Raw genomic sequence first — 24159 nt, forward strand, 5'->3', positions numbered from 1 at the left:
GTATTTATCAGAATAATACATACCTGACATTTAAGATACGATTTTTTTAAATTTAATCCTATATAGAGTGTTTAACTGAGGAAGATTGGGATAGCTTTTTAACAACTTTAACAGTGTGTAGTGATTGTTTTGTGTGTTATAAAAAAAATAATCCCTTATGAAGCTTCATAAGGGATTATCATCTAAATATTGTTAATATTATAATTCATTATAATATTTCATGATTTTTAAGAGGTCTTTAGACTTTTTAATCTTTAGCTTATTGCTTTTAATATATGCTTCTACTTTATCTGCTTTATCTCCCATAAGTTTTAGGAGTTTAGATTTTTTAAGTTGAAACTTTTCAAAATTTTCGCCTTGGCTTACGTAGTAATCATAACGTAAAAGATATTTGTCATTAGGAGATCCTCTTTGTGGATCAGGATTTCCATCTTTAATCTCTATGCGGTAATCTTTATAAATAGAAAAATCTTTGTTTTCTATTAAAACTTCAAAAACTCTGCTTTTTTGATGGATAGGGGAGTATACATTTTTAAATGTTTTATCCTTAATTACAACTTCTTTTAAATTTCTAAAGTTAAATGTAAATACAGAGTCTCTATTTATTTTAGATTGAAAAGCATTACGTTGTGCATTAAAATTTAAGTTGCTTAAACGTACTTTTGTTTCTTCTGAAGATACAGTCCCATTGTTGTCCCATTCATCATAGATATATACAGTACCATCAATGGGTTTTTTAGGATTTTTAATAAGAGATGGGGATCCAAAAGCGGCTCTATTTGCTCCTAAGTTTGTAAGTCCAATAAGTACATTGTTGTTTGGGTTTACGCCTTCGCTTTGTCCACACACTACCGTAGAACATAATAATAGTGCGATGATAAGGGTTCTTAACATATTTGTAGTTTTTTAGGGCGCTAAAATAACAATTATCACTTATAGTGAAGGTAAACCCCGACACAAATTAACTTCTCTCTAACAGTTAAACTTAAAATTTAACATAATTAAGGGGGAGAGTTTTGTTAGAATGTATCCAATACTAGAGGAAAGTTTGCTATAAGTCACTATTTACTTAAATAGTATGCTTTATTTGCTACGTACTTTTTGTTCCCATGTCCATGCAGATGCCATTGCTTCGTCTAGGGTGCTTTTTGCTTTCCATCCAAGGTCTTCATTTGCTTTATGTGTATCTGCATAGGCTGCTATGACATCACCTTCTCGCTTATCAACAATTTTGTAATTGAGCGGTGTATTGGCTGCTTTTTCAAAAGAAGTAATGACTTCAAGTACAGAACTACCTACACCAGTTCCTACATTAAACACTTCGTAGTTATCTTTATTTTTCTCTTGAAGTAATCGTTCTAAGGCAACTACATGCGCCTTGGCTAGATCTACTACGTGAATATAATCTCGTATCGCAGTACCATCAGGAGTAGGGTAAGTGTCTCCAAATACAGATAGCTGTTCTCTTAAACCTATAGCGGTTTGCGTAATAAAAGGAACTAAGTTTTGTGGAACACCTATAGGTAATTCTCCAATTTCTGCGGATGGATGTGCTCCAATAGGATTAAAATAACGTAGCGATATTGCTTTTACCTGTGAAGCTATTTTACACGTATCTCGTATAATTTCTTCTCCTATTTGTTTGGTGTTACCATAAGGGGATTCTGCAGGTTTTACAGGTGCATTTTCTGTAATTGGTAATTCATCTGCTTGCCCATATACGGTACATGAAGAGCTGAAAATAAAACTAGCTTGATCCTTTTTTTGTAACTCCTGAAGTATATAAATTAACGTAGCAATATTATTTTCATAATAAAGCAATGGTTCTTTTACACTTTCTCCTACAGCTTTTGATGCTGCAAAGTGAATCACACCTGCAATATCTTGATGTCTATTGAAGAAGTCTTGAACTTTTGATTTTTCTCGTAAATCAAACTCTTCAAAAATAGGTGTAGTGCCAGTAATAGAAGTAATGCCTTTTAAGACCTCTTTTGATGAGTTTGAGCAGTTATCTATAATAACCACTTCGTGCCCATTGTTTTGTAATTCTACAACGGTATGAGACCCTATAAATCCTAATCCTCCAGTAACGACTATCTTCATTTTATTCTTGCGAATGCAGGAATCTCATCCTGCTATCTAAATTATTATTTGATTAGATAAGTCTTTCAACTATCTATATATTCTATTTATTAATGTGTCTTGCCATTTAATATAGCATACGTTTTTACGTGTACCTTTATATACAAATGACTATTGTTTTTATACGCTCCTTCCTGCCGGCAGATAGGTTTGCGAAAGCGTATTCAGATTTATTTAAAATATCAAGTACGTACTCAATACTAATAATGTAATAAGCCCACCTACGATATATGCATACTTCCAAGGGCTTGTATCTATTACTTCGGTGGTTTCAGGAACATAAATGTCTGTTTTTGGTTTTACCATTCCTATCACTAGCATAATAATAATGTTGACTACAAATAAAATTCCCATCACATGTAAAAAGTGAGGGAACGCTTCTGCTTTAATAATTGCCAGTTCAGCTATATCTGTTATACCGTTTGTTTTTGCTTCAGCAAGAGCAGCTTCTTGGTATGATGGTCTCATAAATATTGTACACACATACATAATAACACCTACAATCATAACGACTTTTGCGCCAAGAGCAGGTACTTTCTTTGTTAGTATTCCGATAATAACAACTGCTAAAATAGGCACACTTAAACTACCCAATGCTTGTTGGATATAATCAAATAATCCTGCAGGTGCGTTTGCAATAAATGGGGCAATGGTCATAGAGACAATAGCCACAAGAAGTCCAAATAGTTTTCCAGCTTTTACAGTTTGATGTTCAGAAGCATCTTTTTTGAAAAACTTCTTGTATAAATCAAATCCAAACAGGGTTGCACTACTATTTAATAAACTATTAAACGAACTTAAAACAGCGCCAAAAAGTACGGCTGCAAAAAATCCTAATAGGGCAGGAGGTAATACTTCTTTTACTAATTGTGGATATGCTTGATCTGCAGAACTAAGATCTCCATTAAATACATTCCAAGCAATAATACCAGGAAGTACTACAATAACAGGAATAAGGAACTTGACAAAAGCGGCAAGCATCATTCCTTTCTGTCCTTCTTTTAAACTCTTAGCTCCAAATACACGTTGTAAAATCGACTGATTGGTTCCCCAATAATACATCTGAGCAATCATCATTCCTGTAAAAATAGTACCCACAGGTATTGATGAGGTCACATCTCCAGTAACATCAAATTTATCTTGATTTTCAGTCCATAAAGTACTAAGTCCAGCAAACATATCTCCATCGCCAATGAGTTTTAAACCAAAATAAGGAATTAATAATCCTCCTATTAATAGTCCGATAGCATTGATCAAATCAGAAACTGCAACGGCTTTCAAGCCTCCAAAAATGGCATATATAATTCCAATTGATCCAATACTCCATACACACAACCAGATCACAGAAGATTCTTCCCAGCCTAATAATGCAGGTAAATCAAACATGGTACTGAATGCAAGCGATCCAGAATAAAGAATGGTAGGTAATAATACAATGGCAAAGGCTATCAAGAATAATACAGATAATATAGCCTTTGTGTTTTCATCAAATCGTTTTTCTATAAATTCAGGAATTGTAGTAATTCCTCCTTTCATATATTTAGGGAGAAACCATACGGCAGTAATCACCATGGCAATAGCGGCTAGCGTTTCCCATGCCATTACTAAAATACCTTCTGAAAATGCTTGCCCGTTGAGACCTACAATTTGCTCAGCAGATAGATTGGTGAGAAGTAAAGAACCTGCAATGGTAATAGCTCCAAGGCTTCTACCTCCTAGATAATATCCATCTGCTGATTTTTCGTCTGTTCCTCTTGTTTTCCACCAGGCAAAGCCTGCTACTAGTAGTGTAAATGCAATAAAAGAAATGATTCCCATAGGTCGTTTAGTTTATAGTGTTGCAGTGAAAATATGAAATTTCATTGAATATTGGGTTGCTTTTTGAGTACGCTTTCGCGAAAGCGTATACCTTTGTATTCACTACAACGTTATAGTTGTGTTTTTGGCTATGCTTCAATTTCTTGATCATAATAATGTGATGCATCTTTTACTAACATATCCAGCCATTTATTTTCATTAATCACACGAGCTTCATCCCATCCTAAATACTTGATGAGGTCTTCCTGTACAAGTTGTCTGTATGTATGAACACTATGTATGTCAAAATAAAGTCTTCCCGTTCTTCGTACGAAAAAATCGGCTAAAGAGTTGGTCATTTCATGGTGCACGCTATACCATACTTCAGCACGTATTAAGCGTTCTTCTACAGATTCATTTAAGAAATAATCTATTTTCTGTATGATGTCGCTTGCTTGTTTTCCATAGGTAGTTGCAAGGTATTCGCTTTGATAACTATCAGTGATGCCTATAGTTTTGAGCTGAGATGCAATCTCTTTTTCATAGGTATTCACCTCTTTTGTATCATTCATGGGAGAAGACGTAAGTGGGATACGTTCTGTATACGATTTGATAAGATGTTGTTTTTTCTTTTCAGGAACACTCTTCAATACGGTATCAATCACACGTTGCGCCATTTTACGGTATCCTGTGAGTTTTCCTCCTGCAATAGAGATAAGACCTGTTTTGGAAACAAAGATTTCATCTCTTCTAGAAAGTTCTGAAGGATCTTTTCCATCTTCATGAATAAGGGGTCTTAATCCAGCCCAATTAGATTCAATATCTTCTATAGTGAGTTGTACATCTGGAAACATATTGTTTACAGCATCTAATAAATAGGTGGCATCTTCTTTCGTTGCTACTACTCGATTAAGGTTTCCATTATAGTTGGTATCTGTTGTTCCCACATACGTAGATCTGCCTCTTGGAATGGCAAAAATCATACGACCGTCAGGGACATCAAAGTAAATAGATTGTGTTAATGGGAAACGTTCTCTTGAAAATACAATATGTACACCCTTGGTTAGATGGAGGTGTTTGTTATTCATAGAGTGATCTTTCTCTCTCACTAAATCTACCCAAGGTCCTGCCGCAGATACATAATTTGTTGCTTTTAACTTAAAGCTACTTTTGGTATTATAATCATAACAATGTAGGTTTTTGATTTTTCCATCATCGTCATAATTAAATGATTTCATCTCACAATAATTGATGACACAGGCTCCAAATGAAGCTGCTTTTTTAAGAAGCTCAATAGTAAGTCTAGCATCATCGGTACGATATTCTGCATAATAACCACCTCCTACAAGATGTTCTTTATTAAGTAATGGTTCTTTACTTGCTGTTTCTTCTACAGAAAGCATTTTACGTTTGTCTTCTCCTTCAACATTTGCGAGGAAGTCATATACTTTTAATCCAATGGCAGTCATCATCTTTCCATAGGTGCCTCCTTCAATAAGGGGTAATAACATTTTCTCTGGAACCACAAGATGAGGTGCTAATTTATGTACGGTTGCTCGTTCACTACCAGATTCCTTTACAAGTCCAATTTCCATTTGTTTGAGGTAACGTAGTCCTCCATGAATAAGTTTGGTGGATTTGTTACTGGTTCCTGAAGCAAAATCATTTTTTTCTATAAGACATACATTCATACCTCTGGAGGAAGCATCTAGTGCAATACCTGCTCCCGTAACACCACCGCCTATAATAATAAGATCAAAGCGTTCTTTTTTAGCTCTTCGTAATTGCGTGTCTCGATCTAGAATAGAAAAACGTATAGGGCCTTCTTCTTTTACAGAAAGCATGTTTTGATTAGAAGACTTGGTACGTGCGACGGCTTGTTTCCAGCCAGTATATTTCTTGGTTCTGGTATATTCGGTTATTTCAGGAGTGAATAAGGTATCTACTTCTCGTAATTTTGCAATGTCTTTTTTGGTCCAAATACCTGCTTTTATACCTGCTAAGAATGCAGCTCCAAGGGCAGTGACTTCAAGCATTTTAGGACGATCTACTTCTACATTTAGAATATCTGATTGGAATTGCATTAGATAATTATTTGCAGTCGCACCTCCATCTACTTTGAGGGATTTCATTTGCTTACCACTATCTTCTACCATAGCTTCTAATACATCTCTAGATTGGTAGGCAAGTGCATCTATGGTTGCTTTGATAATTTCATTTTTACCAGAATCTAATGTAAGTCCGTAGATAGCACCTTTTGCTTTCATATCCCAGTGCGGCGCACCGAGTCCTGCAAAGGCAGGTACAACATATAAGTCGTCTGCTGAGGTGGTTGCCTCACAAATGGCTTCTGTTTCTTTGGCATGGTCAATCACCTGAAGTTTATCTCGTAACCATTGTACAGAAGCTCCTGCAACAAATACACTTCCTTCTAGGGCATATTTTATGTTATCAGTTTCTAAGCTTGCACAGAGTGTCGTTAATAATCCGTTTTTAGATTGGTATGGTTTTTTACCTGTATTCATAAGCATAAAACAGCCAGTACCATAGGTGTTTTTAGCCATTCCAGATTTATACCCTCCTTGTCCAAATAATGACGCTTGTTGATCTCCAGCCACTCCATAAATAGGAATCTCATGCCCTTTATATGTAAAGTGCCCAAAATCTGATGAAGAATGCTGTACCTTAGGAAGCATCGCTTTGGGAATTTGTAATGCATTTAGCATTTTTGAATCCCAATCTAGTTCTAAAATATTATAGAGTAAGGTGCGTGATGCATTCGAATGATCAGTTACGTGATGCTTTCCTTGTGTAAATTTCCAAATCAACCAACTGTCTATGGTTCCAAATAAGAGTTCTCCTTTCTCAGCTTTTTCTTGAGCTCCTTCTACATGATCAAGAATCCATCGTGCTTTTGTTCCAGAAAAGTAAGAATCGATAACAAGTCCTGTATTTTTTGCAACATACTCTTCTAACCCTTGTGCTTTTAATTGCTCACAAATTCCTGATGTACGTTTATCTAACCATACAATAGCATTGTGTATGGGTTTGCCAGTAGTTTTATCCCAGACAACAGTAGTTTCTCGTTGATTGGTAATACCAATAGCTGCAATTTGATCTATTGATATAGAAGATTTTTCTATAACGTCTTCAAATACTTCTTGTTGGTGTGTTACAATTTCAATAGGATCATGCTCTACCCATCCAGGTTTTGGATACTGTTGGGTTAGTTCTTTTTGAGCGATGCCGCATATGTTGCCTTTTTTGTCAAAAATGATGGCACGTGTACTTGTTGTGCCTTGATCAAAAGCGATAATATATTCTTTACTCATAGTGTATAAGACAGATTCTTTTGCTCTTAAAGATAAGTATTCTTAGATAGTTTTATTAACCCACTAGAAGGAACTTCAATTTTCAAAATTCCTTTTTGTAATGATATAGATGATTCATGTGTTTTTTCTCCTGTACAGTTGTAAATGACGATATTATAATCCCCTAAATTATTTAAGCAATCTATAATTACATGATCGTTTACTTGCCCATTTATGATATCAATTTTTGAAGCTTTCGATGTGATGGGAATGCTATAATTATCAAAAACACCAATAATATGTTGATCATTCAAAAAAGATTCACATATAGGGTAATTTGCTAATGGTTTGTGAGGTGTAAATTCTCCTTTTAATAATGTCGTTGCATTCTGATTCCAGTAGTTTGTGTAAAATGCAATCATTTTTGCCTCATCTTGAGAGGTATCTTTTAATAAAACAGATAACTGAGGAACACCAAATAATGTATTGATAAGTTGTAATGCCTTTATTTCAAGAGGTTCATCTTTATGATATGTAAACATATCACTATGAACAGCTGTATCTCCACAGATCATTTTTATATCGGCGATACGTACACGATTCATGGCAGTATCACCAGGGCAATCAAATGCTCTAAACATATTTCCATATTTACGCATTGCTGGACCTGTATATTTTTGCCTAAACTCAATCACAACATCTTTCTTGATCGCTTTTAAAGAAGTGATAATGTCTGTTAATAATCTATCTACTGCTTCATTAATGGAAGAAAAATCTCTTCCATTTTCTTGTGTTAATATCGTGTCTGGATAGGCTCTAAATTCATCAATAAAATCCAGTTTAAAACCATCTAAATTCCAATTTGTAAGTGCTTTAGTATATAAACCAATAAGATATGCTCTCACTTCTGGGTATCTAGGATCAAATACAGGAGCCCATCGATGATTTTCAGTGAGAAACTTCCCTTTAAACTTTTGATACGCTTTACTGTATTTTCCACAAAAAGGAACAGAATACCATAAGGCTAATTTCATACCTGTATCATGAACTGCTTTTGTGAATTCAGCGAGATCAGGAATACGTTCTGGTTCCCAGTCTCCTGTATAGTCATAGCCTCTATTACTGTCTTTAGTTTGCCAACCGTCGTCCAATATCATGAGCTCATATCCTAATTTTGAAGCCAATTTACATTCTTGTAAAAGGAGTTCAGGTTCAAGATTTTGATGAAATTGATACCACGTTGAATACACTGGTGTTTGTGCGAGTGGTGGCGTAGTAATAGGTGTTAAATGTTCAAAACTTTCCCACCAAAGCCCTATGTCTTTTAATGCTTTAGAAAAATGACGATTGTTTTGATCTATTCGTAATTCTGTATAATATTCGGTAATCGCATGATGAGGTTCTGGAAATAATGTAATGTGGCAATAGATGCAATTATCTTCTTCTCTATACAATGCATTTAAAGATGTTGTATTGATCGCATCAGCACAAGCAAATGTAAGTGTGTTTGTGTCATCATGTCCATATAGAGATAGGACAGGTGCATCTACAGAAATACGAGATTCCATATGGTTTAATTCCCAGTCATCCATAATGCGTTTAGAAAAATCTGAAGTAGGTTTCCAAACTCCTTTTATGTTTATTGCAGGAATTTTCCAAGATATTGTTACAGGTACAGGAATGAACTCCTTATATGCTGAAAAGCGTATTGAATAAATATCTATATTTTTATCCTTCGTATGTGGCGTAATAGTAACATCAAAAGCATCTGAACTTTTGGTGATATTAAAACGATGTGTAATTACTTCTTCCATGTAAGCCTATTATTCGTTTATAGTCGGGCTATCTCCTTGATTAATTTCAAATACGCATGCTTCTTCATTACTTTGAGAGGCAATAACACGTACTTGTTTTTTGTTACTAATTGCTGTAGTTATATAGTTTGATTGTTTCGGAACTATAAAGCCACTTTCTTGATTTTTAAGGACAGTAAATCCTTTATCACTTCCTTTTAAAAACACACCTATAAGTGCGTCGTGTCTTCCGTAATTAGACTCGGCAGTATAATCGTTTCCTACAAGTAAGACGTCTTTATATCCATCTCGGTCAATGTCCTGTATAAGGATGTCTTGTATTGGGGCACGCTGACATTCTTGAGGGAGCGCATGTATAATAAAGGTATCATCACCTATGTTTTCTGCATAAACAGACTCAAAAGTAGTCGCATGAAATGTATCTGTATCTATATCTTGAATATTCAAAAGTGTTTTAAAATCTACTTTTGCAAATTCGCTATACGTTCCATACCTCTTTTTTAAAGAAACTATTTGCTTAAAAATATCATCTCTGGTATGGATAGGCTTTAGTGTAGATGTCTGTGCTTGCGTAAAGTATTGTGCTAGTACAGGATCAATACTCCCATTAGTATCAAAGTCTTTCGTATATACGTATATAGGTTGTTCTTGGCTAGGTTTTATAAATCCATTAGTTCCTTGGTTTCCTAGTAGTATATCTATATCACCATCATTATCAATATCTGCAGTTTCTATAGTGTTCCACCATCCTTGCATAGAGACAGACGCTCCGTTTTCATTTTTAAACTGTAAAGGAATTTCCTCTAATTGATGTTCTTTTGTCGTGTATGCTGTTACACCATTCCAATGACCGATAGTAATAAGTTCTTTAGTTCCATCTGTCGTGATATCGGCCCAAGTTGAACTCTTTAAAAAACCATTAGTATTAGATATCGTATCTACAATATGATATTTCTTATTTTTATTTTCTAATAAATAACTTTCCATTCCAAGAGGGTAACTGCCTGCTAAAACACCTCCAGAAACAAATAGGTCATCATCTCCATCTTGGTCATAGTCTGTTTTAGTTACACTAGTCGTATTTATATCCATTATTGGTACTAGTAATTCTTTAGGAACTACAAAATTACCTTTGCCCGTATTAAGCAATATTTCGTCTACTTTGTCACGTGCATCTGTACCGCCATAACCAATAAACAGATCTAGGTCATTATCCTGATCGATATCTACAAAGAGTGCCGAAGTAACATCAGAGTTTTGCGTAAATGTTTGGATTACTTCATAGGTACCTTGGTTATTTTCTTTTAATACCTGACTTGGTATTTTGCTATTACCACCTATAAATAATTCATCACCAAGTACACCATCGATATCACCAGCAATAATGACAGGTCCATTTGCATTGAATTGTAGTGGGACTAATGATTGTTGTATAAAATCATTTGCAGGGTTTTCAGAATGCTTATAGGATAGAATATGATCTCTTTTTTGTAGAATAGTAGGAGGGGTGTTTTTTGATACTTTTTTTGTCGCAGTGTCTTGGTATGTTAACACAGTTACAGAATTTGCAGATACCTCGTTAGTGGTATAAGATTTTCCATCTGGCCATATAACTTCTAGAGAATCTATAGGAGCAGCTTTGATTCCAAAATAAATGGCGGGTTCTACAGAAGATAGATACCCTTTTACAACAGACTGATAATGTGTTTGCGATGTTCCTTGTTGCCACATAGTAACCTTAGCTCCTATGGCAGCTTTGTTTTTTGGAGCCCCTTTTAATTGAATGCGTACATAATCATTCGCGTTTTTGTCTACATGGTTTTCAAGTATAAAGGCAGGGGCATTAATATTATTTACAATAATATCTAAATCTCCATCTCCATCTAAATCTGCATATGCTGCACCATTTGAAAATGAATTTTCAGGAGCGATCCATTGCTCAGATACATCTTCAAAAGAACTATCTCCTGTGTTTTTAAACATAAAATTTGGGAGGTAAATACCAGGAAGATTCTGTACGAGTGTTTGTAATTTTTTAGCACGCGATTTTGGAGTTCCAAAAACATTATTTTGCCCAGAATAATTAATAAAATCTAAATCAGTAATATCTTTTACATATCCATTTGTAATGTATAGGTCTTTTTGTCCGTCACCATCATAATCGGCGATAAGGGGTGCCCAACTCCAGTCGGTTTTTGCAATCCCTGCTTTATATCCTACTTCAGAAGCAGGTAAGGCAATGCCTTGGTGTATACCATTATGGATTTGTAGGGTGTTTTGAACATACTGTGGTGTATATCCATTACGTTGGGAGAGTAAGAATTTGTCATAATTATTAAAGCCAAGCATCTTTTTTTGACGTTCATAATCATTAGGAAGCATATCTACTACAGCGATATCTGGTAATGCGTCATTATTGATATCGGCAATATCTACACCCATAGCGTTGTATGTTTGTGTTGTAAGTATGTCGGTGTCCGCTTTCGCGAAAGCGTACTCAGCAGCACTCCCCTGATTTATATACAATACATCATTTGTAATGAAATCATTGGTAATATAGATGTCTGGCAATAAATCATTGTTATAATCTGTGATGGCAATACCGAGTCCAAAACCTTTATGGGTAATGCCTTTTTCTTCAGAAACATCTTCAAAAACAGGGTGAGAACTCCCTTCTTTTGTCTTGTTTTCTAATAATACATCTTGTAAGTGATCTGGGAATTTATCTTTTGGTATTGGATTATTCCTGCCATATTTGGTATTCCCATTTCTCACAATGTAAGCATCTAGATCATGATCTGAATCATAGTCGAAAAAGAGTGTTTGTTGACTATACTGTGCATCATCTAGTCCATATGCTTTTGCGCTTTCTTCAAAAATTGGAATCCCATTTTCATTAAGTCCTTTGTTGATGTAGAGTAGGTTTGGGCAATCATTGTTACAATGTGCACCACCTACGTTTATATAGATGTCATCATATCCATCGGTATTAATATCTACAATGCTTACCCCTGTTGCCCAACGATCAGTAACTACCCCAGAAGGAATGGTAATATCTCTGAATTTCATATTTCCTGTGTTGAGGTATATAGCGCTAGCAACTTGATTGCCTGTAAATACAATGTCAGATAACCCATCATTATTAAAATCACCAATGCCTACACCGCCTCCGTTATAACAATATTGAAAGTTGATGACATTTATAGTATCATTTTCTGTGATTGTATTTTCAAATGTTATTTGGGAATGTGATGGAGGTACATACGAAAACAGTTGAGTTTTTGTATCTCTTCCTTGACATGAGAAGTATAGTGCGATAAGAAAAATATACAGGCTATTCTTCAAATTGTATAGTGTTTAAGGGGTTATTTTTAACGTCGAGCAGACCACAAGATAAGATCTGCTCGACAAATTAAAAACAAACTAAATTCAAATATTATAATTTAAAAAAATACATCATTTAATACCCTTGATTCTGAGTTAGATTAGGGTTTGCTTGTAATTCTGATAATGGAATCCATAAAACTTCGTCTTGACTAGGTGTGAAAAATGCAGCAGGTCCCGCGAGTGATTTTGGATGATTTCCATCAGCAACGGTAGATCCTTGACCAAGAATTTCATCTGCAATCCCCCATCTTACAAGGTCAAAGAAACGGTGTCCTTCTCCTGTTAATTCCATTACACGTTCATCTCTAATTGCTTGTCGTAAATCTGCTTGTGATATGTTATTAGCTAATGTGCTGATTTGAGCTCTATCACGTACTTGATTTATAAAACCAACAGCTTGTCCAGTAGCACCACTTTCATTGAGTGCTTCTGCTAGCATTAGTAATACATCTGCATAACGTATGATACGCCAATTTGTTCCTAAATCATTTCCAAATCCAGAAATTGAAGAACTAGATAATCCTGATTCAATACCTGTGTATTTTACAGAAAAAATAGGCTCTACTCCTAGTGCATTTATAGTTTCTATACTAGGTGCAAAATCTTCTAAATAAGGTGCTCCTGCATACCCTTCTGCGCCTGGATAATCAAATACCATCGTAGCATTACGTCTCACAGTATCTCCATTTGCATCGAAAATATCACGAATATGTGGGTTTATAACATGACCTTGATCTAAACTTACATGAGGTGGCGAGTAATCAATATGCCAGTTTGATTGTGTTCCTGTAAGCGGAGTGTCTGATCCCCATACAAAGTTATCTTGTCCTACATATTGTAATTCGTAAATAGATTCACTGTTATTCTCAAGAGATGAGTCAGAAGAAAAATTATCCCCATAGTTTGCACCTGAGAGTAATGAATATCCTAATGTTGTTACCGTAGTAAAATCTGCAGCCGCATTGGCCCAGTCTTGCATATATAAATAGGTTTTACCACGTAAAGCTAAAGCAGCTCCTCTTGTTGGACGTCCTAAATCTTCAGATCCCCATGTGTCTGGTAATCTATTAACTGCTTCAGTAAGATCTGCAATAATAGCTTCATTAAACATGGCAGGAGTAGCATTGGTTGGGAAAAATTCATCTGGGTTTTGAGGGTCTGGTGTTTGCATTACTAATGGTGCTGTTCCAAAAAGATTTAATAAATACCAGTTGCAAAATGCACGTTGGAAATGTGCTTGTCCTAAAATTTCGTTTTGAACGTCTCCAGATAGGACTCCGTTTTCTGCATCTTCTTCAATAATTCTGTTAGCTCTAGATATAGATTGATATAATTGTGGATACATATCTACAGCCCATCTTGAGATGCCAGGTTGTCCTTCTAATGTAGACATGGTCGTGTTTTGCTGGAATGGAATTACATTATAGGCATCAGAACGAAGCATAGCTCCAGTATGAATCACACGTCCCCAAAAGAAAACAGCAGTAATAGGATGATACATACCATTTACAGCAAGTCTAAAATCACCTTCAGATTGGAAAAATTCAGGCTCTGCTACATTATTTGGATTTGAAATATCTAAGTCTTCTTCATCACAGCTATAATAAAGTACTACAGCAAATAGCAGTATTATAACTGGGAATAGTTTTTTAATTGTTTTCATATCGTATTCTTTTTATTTTTTTAAAATGACATTTGTATACCCATTATAAGAGTGCGAGGTCTAGGTTGTGCTCTAATATCTAATCCTCTATCAAAGACAGCGTCAGAAGCAAAAGTAGGATTAAATCCAAAAAAGCCTCTATTTGTACCTAATCCAGCATTATTAGATCCAACTTCAGGATCATAACCAGAGTAATTTGTAATTGTAAATAAGTTCTGAACATTTATAAAAGCACGTGCATTTGAAACCCACTCTTTTCCAATAAAATCAGTAAAATTATATCCTAGTTCAATTGTTTTTAAACGAAGGAAAGAACCATCTTCAACAAAGAAATCTGACGGTAATTGATTTCCTGCAGGATCTTGTACAGACACTCTAGGTAAATTTGTATTCGGATTTTCAGGAGTAAATGCATTTCTAACAATACCTAGTTTATTATCGTCTAAGAAGAAATATCCAAAAAACTTAGTGACATTGTAAATCTCATTTCCTTGTACTCCATTAAAAAATGCTGATAAATCCCACTTTTTATAATTTGCAGAAAAATTAATACCATATGTAAAATCTGGTGTAGGGTTTCCGATAGCTGTTTGATCTTCATCATTTATACGACCGTCTCCATTTACATCAACTCTTCTAAAATCTCCTGGTTGTAATAAAGCTCTTCTATCTGGGTCATTTGCAAGAAATGGATCATTGTCTATCTCTGCTTGATCGTTATAAATTCCATCTGTTTTAAATCCGAAGAAAAAACCTAATGGCTGTCCTACTTCAAAACGATTTGCTCTCAATCCTTCCTCATTATAAGAAGGACCTACAATTGGATTAGGAGAGCTAGTAAGTTCATTTCGAATAGCAGATAAATTGAAGCCTACGTCAAAAGTGAAATCTCCTCCTTTGTCATAATGGTATTGTGCCTCAAATTCAAATCCTTTATTATTAATAGAAGAAGCGTTCTGAAATACAGGAGTTACAGATCCATTAGAATCTGGAATAGCTACTGCTTGTATAACATCATCATTGTCTCTATTAAAGTAATCTAAACTTAATTTTAAATCATTATCAAGTAATGCTGCATCTACACCAATATTAATTGTTGTAGAGGTTTCAAAACTCAACGTTGGGTCAACAATAGAGGTAATGGCAAATCCTGGAATTTGCCCTGAAATACCTCCTACTGTAATTGGAGAGGTAGAACCTACAACAGATTGATTAGAGAATGGCGGAACATTTTGAGAACCTAATTCTCCATAACCAGCCCTCAACTTTAGACTATTAAAAAGACCATCTTTATTAAAGAAATCTTCATCGCTAATTACCCAACCTGCAGAGAATGAGGGAAATGTTCCTTCGTTGAAACCATCAGAAAAAAGCGAAGTCCTATCACGACGCACAATGGCTGTAAATAGATATTTCTTATTGTAATTATAATTAATACGCCCAAAAACAGAGAAAAGCTTATTGTCAAAACGACCTCCTCCAGAGTTGATGATATTATCAGCAAATTGTGCAACATTCGTAATACTATTACTTGGTAATCCTTCTGCGTAGATGGCAAGACTATTGTCTGTGATGTCTTGACGTGCGCCTCCTAATAATACATCAAAATTATGATCTCCAAGACTTCTTTTGTAATTGATAGTTGGTTCTACGTTTGTTGCATAACGTTCTCCTCTAACTTCTGTTAAGTCATTAAGTGCATTTAGGTTGAATACCTGATCAAATACTGGCGAATCTACATTTGGTCCGCCTAAGTTAAAGATAGGCTGAAAGTTATTTCTGTAAATACTTGTGTATTCTGTACCAATGTTCAATTTAGCAGTAAGCCCTTCTATAATTTCATAAGAAAAATTGATGTTTCCTAAGAAGTTACGCTCTGTATTTTGGTCATTTACGAGTTGTGCTTGCGCAAATTTATTAGCGCCTCCAACACCAAAGGTATTACCATCTACAGCTTCAAATCCTCCTAAATTTCCAGGAACAAAAGGTCTTATGATAGGAACAGTACCTCCTTGATTACCAAAAGCATTATTTCGTGTAAAACGATTTTCAGAAAAACCAAATGATTCTTGGATTTTTAATTTACCTAGTTTAAATTCACTATTCAAGCGTATATTTTTACGATTGAAATCTTCACTAATTAGTAAACCTTCTTCATCATAATAGTTGGCACTAAAGAAATATCTTGCATTTTCACCGCCACCAGATACATTAAATCCATAATCTTGAATAATACCTGAATTAATAGTTAAGTCTTGAAAATCAGTATCGATTCCTGGGTTTTGAATATTTCCTTCAAGACCATCATTAATAAGTCGTTGGTTAAGGAAAGCAATATATTCAGGACCATTCAGGAAATCAAGTGTTCTTCCCTGTGTATTTATACCACTTCTTATATCAATGTTTACAGTAGGAGCAGTGTCAGTTTTACCTCTATTTGTAGTTACGATAACAACCCCATTAGCAGCACGCGATCCATAAATAGCGGCTGAAGTTGCATCTTTTAATACTTGGATGTTTACAATATCTTTTGCATTCAAATAATTAATATTGTCAGATATAGCTCCGTCTACTACATATAAAGGAGCAGAATTTGTTAAGGAACTTACCCCACGTACAAAAACATTTGCTGGGCTCCCAGGAGCACCCCCCGCAGTTTCAACCTGCACCCCAGCTAATTTCCCTTGTAATGCTGAAGTTGGGTTTGCAGTAACTACCTGTGCAATATCTTCCGTTTTTATCTGTGAGATAGCACCTGTGACATCTCGTTTAGATTGAGATCCAAATCCTACAACAATTACTTCATCTAATGCAGCTGCATCTACTTGCATTACTACATTAATAATGGTTTGTCCATCTACAGGGACTTCTTGTGTCGTAAAACCTGTATAAGAGAAAACGATTATGGCATCATCAGTAACATTTGAAAGTGTGTAATTACCATCAAAATCAGTAGTTGTTCCATTTTGAGTACCCTTAACAAGAATATTTACACCAGGTAATGGTCCTAATTCTTCTGTTACGGTTCCAGTTATTGTTTGTTGTGCATATAAACAACTGGAAATAATGACCATTAGAAGCGTAACAATAGGTTTGAGTTTTGTTAGATTCATACAATTGGTTTTTATAAATTGATTAGACATGCTTTGTGTTTTGTAGTTTAAATAATGCTATGATACACTATGCTACTTTTCAAAAGTACAGTATTTTTTCTGTTTTTTATAATTTTGTGTTAAAAAAAATGATAATATGACAATAATAATCCTATTTGAGTGTGGATGTAATAATTGTCTTTTGTAAGAAAAAAAGGATTCTTAGATGTGGAAACACCTTATTTACTATAAAGAGTTTCGTTGTCTTAGATACGTAGGAATCGTTTCTTGGATAGGATTTCCATCTTTGACATAGGCAGCAGCTTTTTTGGCCATTAAGGTAAAGTCTGTAGAGATTGTGGAGATTCCGCCAAAGGCTATTTCCTTTACAATATTATCATCATGTGCTAATATGCCGATATCTTGTCCAATACGATATTCAAGCTTTCGAGCATCTTTTAAAATTTGCCATAGGCTCGAATCTGCAATCGTGAAAAAGACCGTTCTTTTTTTAAGTAGTTTAGAACGGTAATCAGGAAATACTTCCCCTTTGATGTTGTAGTCTGTTATAAATCGTTGAAAGGCTTTTAAAATCCCTTTTGGTAAGTCTGTATTTGCTTTAAAGAATAAAATCATTTTATCATATTCTTTAAGACGTGGGGCAAGTTCTACAAGTTTATTATAGGTGATTTCTTCAAATTCTTGCGTTATATAAGAATATATAGAAGGGAGTTTTAAATGGCGGTCAACGATTAAAAGTCTATCTGGAGGTATTGTTTCCATAAGTGGAATAACTTCAGGGTCTTGTATAGGAGCAATCACATAGGCTCCATATTTTCTACTTATGTTATCCATGATCGTTTTGAAAAGACTAAGGTTGTTGTGATGAAAAAAAATATCAATTTGAAATCTTTTCCCTAATTCTTTTCTAAACGTATTGTAAAAATCTTCTTGAAAACTATGAAATGCAAATAAAATTAAGGCAACCTTTAATGTCGTATTTGTTTCTTGACTTATTATAAAATACCCCTTAAGGTTTTTAGACTCTACAAGTCCTCGTTCTTTTAATTCTGTATATGCTTTTACTATAGTTTTACGGGCATATCCTATTTCGGCAACCATCACATTAATAGATGGTAGTTTGTCTCCAACACTTAATACACCTGCGTCAATGGCATTCATAATCCCATGAACGATTTGTTCATGTTTAGATATAGAAGGAATATGTTGTAAATCGTATATTTTTTCGAACAACGAAGACATATGATGTAATTAGGATACTTTGCTAAAGTATTATTTTAATAAATATAACTCAAAATAAATTGATTATTCTATAGGATTGTTATTTTTGCGAGTAGACTAGAGTAGCACAGATTTTAAATGTAGTATTTATAGCTATGAATGAACAAATTACATCTTTTGTAAACTCGTTTAAGAGTGAATTAAAAGTAATATCACCTGGTAGAATCAATTTTATTGGAGAGCATACCGACTATAACAATGGTTTTGTGCTTCCTACCGCTATTGATAAGAAAATTACATTTTCTTTTAGAAAGGCTTCTTCTAAAACTCAGTGTACTATTTTAAGTACAACATATCAGAAGCTTTTTACTTTTGCTATTGATGAAATTACAATTAGAGAAGCTACTTGGGAGAATTACATCGTAGGGGTGATTGCAGAAATACAAAAGGTAACTAATGGTGTTGGTGCTTTTGATTGTATTATAGATAGTGACCTTCCGCTAGGGAGTGGTGTAAGTTCTTCGGCAGCCTTAGAATGTGGAATCGCTTATGGAGTGAATGCACTTTTTGAATTGGACATGTCTACATTGCAAATGATACAATTATCACAGAACGCAGAGCATAATTATGTAGGGACAAAATGTGGTATTATGGATCAATATGCAGTAATGAAAAGTAAAGAGGGAACTGTATTGCTTTTAGATTGCTTAGTGAATAAACATACATATATAGATGTAAATTTTGATCCGTATGTTGTATTGCTTTTAAATACAAATGTTTCTCATAATCTAGCGTCTAGTGAGTATAATACGCGTAGAGAAGAGTGTGAATTTGTAGTACAAATGATTCAAAAAGAGGATGCTAAAGTGTCTTCTTTAAGAGATATTACACTTTCAAAATTAGAAGAATATAAGAGTCGATTGTCAAGTGTTCATTATGAAAGAGCGGCATATGTTTTAGAAGAAAATGAGAGGGTTCTAGAGGCAGTTGCCTATTTAAGAACTGGAGATTTAAAGCAATTTGGTTCTTTGATGTATGCTTCACATAGAGGACTACAGCATCAATATCATGTAAGTTGCCCTGAGTTAGACTTCTTAGTAGATTTTTCAGAAACAAAAGAAGAAGTACTTGGAGCAAGAATGATGGGAGGTGGTTTTGGTGGTTGTACAATTAATTTAATTCATAGAGATATGGTAGATACTTTTATTAAAGAAGCATCAAAAGCATATAAAAAGACGTTTGATATAGATCTAACATCATTTGTAACCGTTCCGAGTCAAGGAACATCAATGTATTCATAGTATATGGCATCTTTACAAGAACACCCGCATAGGAGATTTAATATCTTAACAGGAGAATGGATTCTTGTGTCTCCACATAGAACGAAACGACCTTGGCAAGGTAAAAGTGAAACTCCTGCTTTATTAGAATCAATCTCTTATGATTCAACCTGTTATTTGTGTCCAGGCAATGAACGAGCTGGGGGTGTTATAAATCCAAAGTATAAAGCGCCTTATGCGTTTACCAATGATTTTGCAGCATTACTTTCAAATACATCGTCAGAAACAGTGCAAAATGGCTTACTACTTGCAAAAGGAGAACAAGGAGAATGTAGAGTTGTTTGCTTTTCTGAAAATCACTCTTTAACGTTACCACTTATGGAGGTTGAAGACATTGAGAAAGTAATTTCTTTATGGCAAGAAGAATATGCTACTTTGGGTGGGAAACAAGAGATTAATCATGTGCAAATATTTGAAAATAAAGGACCTATTATGGGGTGTAGTAATCCGCATCCGCATGGGCAAATATGGTCGCAAAGTACAATTCCTGAAGAAGTAGTTAAAAAAACAGATAGACAATCATCCTATTGGAAAGAGCATGGGCGTTCTCTTTTAGGAGATTATATCAATCAAGAGCTCGAAACTAATGAACGTATCATTTTTGAGAATGAACATTTTGTTGTTTTAGTTCCTTATTGGGCAATATGGCCATATGAAACGATGATTGTACCCAAAAGGAAAGTTGCTGCTATAACTGATTTAACAGCAGTAGAAAAAATGAGTTTTGCAGAAGCTATAAAGAGGCTTACGATTAAGTATGACAATATTTTTAAAACTTCTTTTCCGTATTCTTCAGGGATACATCAAGCTCCAACAGATGGAGAAAAGCATCCTGAGTGGCATATGCACATGTCGTTTTATCCGCCATTGTTGAGGTCGGCTACGGTAAAGAAATTCATGGTAGGGTATGAGTTATTTGCCAATCCACAGCGTGATATTACGGCTGAACAAGCTGCGGCAACTATAAAAGAACAAAATGAGGTGCACTATACACTTTTATAGTCTTAAGATGTTGTTTATATTTACTGTCAAAAAGGGTCATTAACTCAGTTGGTTCAGAGTGTTACCTTGACAGGGTAGAAGTCACTGGTTCGAATCCAGTATGACCCACTATTATTTTATTAAATCCAAAACACGTTCCATTGCCATACCGCGTGATCCTTTAATGAGGATGGTTGTATCGGGAGGAATGTCTCCTGTATACGCTTTCGCGAAAGCGTTATATGTCAGAAAAACAAGGTGATTGTTATTTTCAGGAGTTGAAACCCCAAAAGTAGGCCCCACCGCATAGACTTCGTCAATAGAACATGTATTTGCATAGCTAAGAATATGCTGATGCTCCTGAAGTGTGGTTTCGCCAACTTCAAACATATCTCCTAAGAAAGCAATTTTGTGTTGAGACGATTGCTTACTTAAGTTATCTAAAGCAGCTTCCATACTGGTAGGATTGGCATTATACGCATCTAAAATAATAGTAATATTATTTTCTTTTTTAATAACTTGAGATCTGTTATTAGCTGGAATATACCCTTCGATGCCTTTTTTTATAACTTCTTTATCTACAGAAAAATAGGCTCCCATGGCAATAGCTGCAGCAACATTTAATGCGTTGTATGCTCCTGTTAGTTGTGTTTTGATAGTAAGGTCATCAAAATCTATATGTACATAAGGTGAGGCTCCTTTAAAAGTAATGGTGTAATCTGCATTATTTGGTGCAAATGTTTTGACCTGAATCCCTGTAGATTGCTTTATCTGTAATGGATCTTCTTTATTGATAAAAGCGAGACCATTTGTTTTTTGTATGTATTTGTATAGTTCGCTTTTTCCTTTTATAACACCTTCCACACCGCCAAAACCTTCTAAATGTGCTTTTCCAAAATTTGTGATATATCCAAAATTTGGTTTGGCAATTTCGCTTAAAGCTGCAATCTCTCCTTGATGATTTGCACCCATTTCGACGATGCCTATCTCAGTTTCTTTTGTCATAGACAAAAGCGTCAAAGGGACTCCTATGTGATTGTTGAGGTTACCAATGGTAGCAGTCGTATTATATTTTTGGGATAATACAGAATTAATGAGTTCTTTTGTTGTTGTTTTTCCATTACTTCCTGTAAGCGCAATGATGGGAATATCTAAGTATTCTCTATGATAGGTAGACAGTTGTTGTAATGTCTGTAATACATCTTCTACTAGAATAGTATATTCAAGCTCTCCTTGTGTTTCATCAATGATGGCATAAGTAGCACCTTGTTCTATTGCTTTTTTTGCAAATAGATTTCCATTAAAATTAGCTCCTTTTAAGGCGAAATATAATTGTCCTTTTTCTAATTTTCTTGTATCAGTACATATGCCTGTACTTTTTAAAAAGAGATGATGTAATTGTTCTATATTCATAATTTATTAGTGAAACTCAATGTTTAAAAGCCTATAAGACATATCAACATTGTAAGTTAAGCTAATCCTGCTATTTTCTGAATTCGTTAGTATCTAGCGGGTTCTTGATTTATACTTTTTATGGTATTAAAAAAGCCCTACAAGAGGGCTTTTTTACTATGTGTATTGCTAAAATTATCTAGCTCTTTTTCCACTTTTAGATTTTGAACCTACACGTGACATAGCACATCTAAATCCGATATCATCTGTAGCCATACCTTGTGGTAAGAAGCGACGTTGTGCAGGATCTAGCCAGTATGCTCTATCTCTCCAAGATCCTCCTTTGTATACTCTTACTTCGTCATTAATGAGTGTTGTTCTACTATTTGATTCATCAAACTCACGACTTAATGTCCCTGTACTATCACTAGAAACTTTATGTCTAGGAGCATCATACATTGCTGGAGCTTCACTCTGATCTTCATCGTCATCAAAAGATTCAAAGTAACGAGTAGATCTTCTATCGCCATCTCTAAAGTTACGGTTGTCACTTTGAGAGAATTGTGTACGTAAATATGTTTCATCTTCGTCTACTGGCACTTGAAGAATTTCTCCAGGTAAATCTCTAGCAACTACTTTTCCGTTAGCTAACGTGTCATATACAATAGAATCTACAGTTACAACTCTAACTTTTCCTTCTTCATCAATTGCATTTTTAGTATATACGTTACCTCTATAGTAGTTAAAATCATTAAACTCATCATCTACTATTGGGCGGTATACATCGGCTACCCATTCAGAAACATTTCCAGCCATATCATATAATCCAAAATCATTTGGTTCATATGTTTGTACTTCGGCAGTAATATCTGCATTATCATCAGACCAACCTGCAATTCCTCCGTAATCTCCATCAGCTTGCTTAAAGTTTGCTAAATGATCACCACGTGTACGTCTAGAAGCAGATCTTGTATACGATCCATTCCAAGGATATTTTTTACGACCTCTATATACATTATAACTTCTTAATTCAGAAAGTCCTAATGCAGCATATTCCCATTCAGCTTCCGTTGGTAATCTATATTTTGGTAAAAGAATACCGTCTTTACGCTGTACAAATATGTTAGTGCTATCATTTCTCTTCATTCTTGACTCACTAGCACGTCCTCCTCTTGCGAGACTATCACTTCCTCCATATGCTAACGTAGGAGAATTTAAATATGTTTCTGTGTCAAAAGTAGAAGTAGCTTCTACATCATTACGTGCTCCACGAGCAGTAAATCCTTGTTCTTCAAGAATTAATTCGTTAACACGGTTTGATCTCCAATCAGAAAATTCAACAGCTTGAAGCCAACTTACACCTACAACAGGGTAATTAGCAAAAGCTGGGTGACGTAAATAGTTTTCTGTCATCGTTTCGTTAAACCCTAAACGATTTCTCCAAACTAATGTGTCTGGTAATGCACCTAAGTAGATGTTACGGTAATTTTCGTCTGTAGGAGGGAATACTTTCTTGATCCAATCTAAGTATTCTAAATACATTACATTGGTAACCTCGGTTTCATCCATATAAAAAGACTGAACATGCTGTTGATTTGGAGAGTTATTCCAATCATGCATGACGTCATCTTGAACTTTTCCCATTGTAAAAGTTCCTCCTTCAACAAACACGAGTCCAGGACCAGTCGCTTGTTCGGTATAGTCGGTATTAGCTTTAAAGCCTCCGTCTTTACCATCAACTTTCCATCCAGTACCTCGGGAACTGTCTTTGTAGTTATTAGATTTGCTACAGCTAGCAACTGTTAGGGCAACAGTGGCCACAGCAAAGATTTTTAGAGCAAGATTTAATTTCATCGGTTTTTGCTTAAGTAGATTTGGGATCGCAATATAACAATTAACACGAAAATGACAATATTAATTTATTAAAAGCAGTCATCAAATTTATTTTTTAGTGGTTTTAGTCAACCCATTAGTAACGTAGGTATTTATTCTTTATTA

General features: G+C 34.9%; 13 protein-coding genes and 1 tRNA gene. 3 read left to right on the forward strand and 11 right to left on the reverse strand.

Annotated features, from left to right (window positions below; translation table 11 throughout):
* Window positions 1–198: 198 nt before the first annotated feature.
* From Q1A60_RS18330 to Q1A60_RS18370, 9 genes are all read right to left on the reverse strand, one after another.
* Window positions 199–894, reverse strand: a complete 696-nt coding sequence (locus Q1A60_RS18330) for a hypothetical protein (protein WP_299767914.1) — start codon at window positions 892–894, stop codon at window positions 199–201.
* Window positions 895–1083: 189 nt separating this feature from the next.
* Window positions 1084–2103 (reverse strand): UDP-glucose 4-epimerase GalE, encoded by a 1020-nt coding sequence (galE, locus tag Q1A60_RS18335; RefSeq protein WP_299767911.1) that lies wholly within the window; start codon window positions 2101–2103, stop codon window positions 1084–1086.
* 213 nt (window positions 2104–2316) lie between these two features.
* Window positions 2317–3960: a solute:sodium symporter family transporter gene (locus tag Q1A60_RS18340; protein ID WP_299767908.1), complete on the reverse strand. Its 1644-nt coding sequence runs from the start codon at window positions 3958–3960 to the stop codon at window positions 2317–2319.
* 128 nt (window positions 3961–4088) lie between these two features.
* Window positions 4089–7271 carry a glycerol kinase GlpK gene (gene glpK, locus Q1A60_RS18345; RefSeq protein ID WP_299767905.1) on the reverse strand — a complete coding sequence of 1061 codons (3183 nt, stop codon included), beginning with the start codon at window positions 7269–7271 and terminating at the stop codon, window positions 4089–4091.
* Between the two features lie 26 nt (window positions 7272–7297).
* Window positions 7298–9064, reverse strand: coding sequence for a glycoside hydrolase family 36 protein (locus Q1A60_RS18350; protein ID WP_299767902.1), 1767 nt, complete (start codon window positions 9062–9064; stop codon window positions 7298–7300).
* A 9-nt stretch (window positions 9065–9073) separates the two neighbouring features.
* Window positions 9074–12409 carry a CRTAC1 family protein gene (locus Q1A60_RS18355; protein WP_299767899.1) on the reverse strand — a complete coding sequence of 1112 codons (3336 nt, stop codon included), beginning with the start codon at window positions 12407–12409 and terminating at the stop codon, window positions 9074–9076.
* A 115-nt stretch (window positions 12410–12524) separates the two neighbouring features.
* A complete protein-coding gene (locus Q1A60_RS18360) occupies window positions 12525–14114 on the reverse strand; it encodes a RagB/SusD family nutrient uptake outer membrane protein (RefSeq protein ID WP_299767896.1) in 1590 nt (529 codons plus the stop codon).
* A gap of 20 nt (window positions 14115–14134) precedes the next feature.
* Window positions 14135–17227 (reverse strand): TonB-dependent receptor, encoded by a 3093-nt coding sequence (locus tag Q1A60_RS18365; RefSeq protein WP_299767893.1) that lies wholly within the window; start codon window positions 17225–17227, stop codon window positions 14135–14137.
* Between the two features lie 225 nt (window positions 17228–17452).
* Window positions 17453–18469: a GntR family transcriptional regulator gene (locus Q1A60_RS18370; protein WP_299767889.1), complete on the reverse strand. Its 1017-nt coding sequence runs from the start codon at window positions 18467–18469 to the stop codon at window positions 17453–17455.
* 134 nt (window positions 18470–18603) lie between these two features.
* Here Q1A60_RS18370 and galK point away from each other — a divergent pair, with 134 nt between their 5' ends.
* The 3 genes from galK to Q1A60_RS18385 all read left to right on the forward strand — a co-directional run bounded on the left by galK (window position 18604) and on the right by Q1A60_RS18385 (window position 20898).
* On the forward strand, window positions 18604–19749 hold the full coding sequence (gene galK, locus Q1A60_RS18375; protein WP_299767886.1) for a galactokinase: 1146 nt from the start codon (window positions 18604–18606) through the stop codon (window positions 19747–19749).
* 3 nt (window positions 19750–19752) lie between these two features.
* The gene (locus Q1A60_RS18380; RefSeq protein WP_299767883.1) at window positions 19753–20790 is read left to right on the forward strand and encodes a UDP-glucose--hexose-1-phosphate uridylyltransferase; all 1038 of its coding nucleotides are present in this window, start codon (window positions 19753–19755) and stop codon (window positions 20788–20790) included.
* Window positions 20791–20823: 33 nt separating this feature from the next.
* Window positions 20824–20898, forward strand: a tRNA-Val gene (locus Q1A60_RS18385).
* 3 nt (window positions 20899–20901) lie between these two features.
* Here Q1A60_RS18385 and murF read toward each other — a convergent pair.
* Together murF and gldJ are read right to left on the reverse strand one after the other, a co-directional pair.
* Entirely contained in the window at window positions 20902–22182 is a 1281-nt protein-coding gene (gene murF, locus Q1A60_RS18390; protein ID WP_299767880.1) for a UDP-N-acetylmuramoyl-tripeptide--D-alanyl-D-alanine ligase, read from the reverse strand.
* Window positions 22183–22356: 174 nt separating this feature from the next.
* The gene (gldJ, locus tag Q1A60_RS18395) at window positions 22357–24015 is read right to left on the reverse strand and encodes a gliding motility lipoprotein GldJ (RefSeq protein ID WP_299767878.1); all 1659 of its coding nucleotides are present in this window, start codon (window positions 24013–24015) and stop codon (window positions 22357–22359) included.
* Window positions 24016–24159: the final 144 nt, after the last annotated feature.

It is taken from the genome of uncultured Dokdonia sp. (assembly GCF_947492535.1).
Lineage (GTDB): Bacteria > Bacteroidota > Bacteroidia > Flavobacteriales > Flavobacteriaceae > Dokdonia.

Coding starts and splice junctions, on each gene's coding strand:
- Q1A60_RS18330 (WP_299767914.1), bottom strand. CDS start 894: ATGTTAAGAACCCTTATCATCGCACTATTATTATGTTCTACGGTAGTG.
- galE (WP_299767911.1), bottom strand. CDS start 2,103: ATGAAGATAGTCGTTACTGGAGGATTAGGATTTATAGGGTCTCATACC.
- Q1A60_RS18340 (WP_299767908.1), bottom strand. CDS start 3,960: ATGGGAATCATTTCTTTTATTGCATTTACACTACTAGTAGCAGGCTTT.
- glpK (WP_299767905.1), bottom strand. CDS start 7,271: ATGAGTAAAGAATATATTATCGCTTTTGATCAAGGCACAACAAGTACA.
- Q1A60_RS18350 (WP_299767902.1), bottom strand. CDS start 9,064: ATGGAAGAAGTAATTACACATCGTTTTAATATCACCAAAAGTTCAGAT.
- Q1A60_RS18360 (WP_299767896.1), bottom strand. CDS start 14,114: ATGAAAACAATTAAAAAACTATTCCCAGTTATAATACTGCTATTTGCT.
- Q1A60_RS18365 (WP_299767893.1), bottom strand. CDS start 17,227: ATGAATCTAACAAAACTCAAACCTATTGTTACGCTTCTAATGGTCATT.
- Q1A60_RS18370 (WP_299767889.1), bottom strand. CDS start 18,469: ATGTCTTCGTTGTTCGAAAAAATATACGATTTACAACATATTCCTTCT.
- galK (WP_299767886.1), top strand. CDS start 18,604: ATGAATGAACAAATTACATCTTTTGTAAACTCGTTTAAGAGTGAATTA.
- Q1A60_RS18380 (WP_299767883.1), top strand. CDS start 19,753: ATGGCATCTTTACAAGAACACCCGCATAGGAGATTTAATATCTTAACA.
- murF (WP_299767880.1), bottom strand. CDS start 22,182: ATGAATATAGAACAATTACATCATCTCTTTTTAAAAAGTACAGGCATA.
- gldJ (WP_299767878.1), bottom strand. CDS start 24,015: ATGAAATTAAATCTTGCTCTAAAAATCTTTGCTGTGGCCACTGTTGCC.